Raw genomic sequence first — 1362 nt, forward strand, 5'->3', positions numbered from 1 at the left:
GGTGACGCATAATTTCTTTCGCAAATTGACAACCGCATAGCGGAACACGGCCCGCGCCCCGTCATATGATTTCTAGCGGCTAAACAACAAATCAACGACGAAAGGGGCACGGGCCGTGTCTGCGAACATCGTAACAGTCGACGAGGAGTCGCTGCGCAAGGACATAAAGAATCTGGTGAGGAAGACCGTCGAGGAGACGCTCAACGCGCTGCTCGACGAGGAGGCGTCCGAGCTCGTAGGGGCCGGGCGCTACGAGAGGACGGCAGGCCGGGAGGCATACCGCAGCGGCCACTACGCGAGAAAGCTCGTCACCGGGGCAGGAGAGGTCGAGCTCAACGTGCCGAAGCTGCGCGGCGCGACCTTCCAGACGGCCGTTATCGAGCGCTACCGCAGGCGCGAGACTTCGGTCGAGGAGGCCATCGTCGAGATGTACCTCGCGGGCGTCTCGACCAGGAGAATCGAGGACGTCTCCGAACTCCTCTGGGGAGCGCCCGTGTCCTCCGGCACCGTCTCCAACCTCAACGAGAAGGCGTTCGCGTCCATCGAGGCCTGGCGCCAGAGGCCGCTCGAGGGCGATTACCCTTACGTTTTCGTCGACGGCATCTACCTCAAGCGCAGCTGGGGAGGGTCCTACGAGAACGTGGCCGTTCTGGTGGCCATCGGCGTCAACTCCACCGGCGACCGGGAGGTCATCGGCTGCGCGGAGGGCTACACCGAGTCGGCGGACTCGTGGCGCGAGTTCTTCTCGTGGCTCAGGGGGCGCGGGCTCTCCGGCGTGCGGCTCGTCACCGGCGACAAGTGCGCGGGGATGCTCGGTGCGCTCGAGGAGGTGTTCCCCGGGGCACGCTACCAGCGCTGCACGGTCCACTTCTACCGAAACGTGTTGGGAAGGGTGCCCGTGACCAGGAGGAAGGCCGTGGCGCGCATGCTGAAGGCGATTCACGCGCAGGAATCGCGCGAGGCGTGCTCGAGGAAGGCGGCGGAGGTGGCGGACGAGCTGGACGGGATGAGGCTCGGCGCGGCCGCGAGGACGGTGCGCGACGGCTTCTCCGAGACTCTCGCCTACACGGACTTCCCGCCGGAGCACTGGCGCAGAATCCGGACCAATAACGGTATCGAGCGCATCAACCGCGAGATCAGGCGGAGGACGAGAGTCGTAGGGACCTTCCCGGACGGCAACTCGGCCCTGATGCTGGTGACGGCGAGGCTGAAGTACATCGTGGAGCACGAATGGGGCAAGAGGAGGTACCTGGACATGTCGAAGCTGGAGGAGATGGACGAGCTGAGCAAGAAGGCGGAGGGCTAGAGCAAGGCGGGGCCGAGGCCGCCTCGATCAATTTGCGAAAGAATCTTGACGGTACC

At 64.8% G+C, this 1362-nt stretch carries 1 protein-coding gene; it reads left to right on the plus strand.

The window, feature by feature from the left end:
• Positions 1–115: 115 nt before the first annotated feature.
• Positions 116–1306, plus strand: a complete 1191-nt coding sequence (locus tag I2E13_RS10855) for an IS256 family transposase (protein ID WP_117648577.1) — start codon at positions 116–118, stop codon at positions 1304–1306.
• The last annotated feature ends 56 nt before the right edge of the window (positions 1307–1362 follow it).

The organism is Collinsella aerofaciens (assembly GCF_015554145.1).
In the GTDB taxonomy this organism is placed as follows: domain Bacteria; phylum Actinomycetota; class Coriobacteriia; order Coriobacteriales; family Coriobacteriaceae; genus Collinsella; species Collinsella aerofaciens_AA.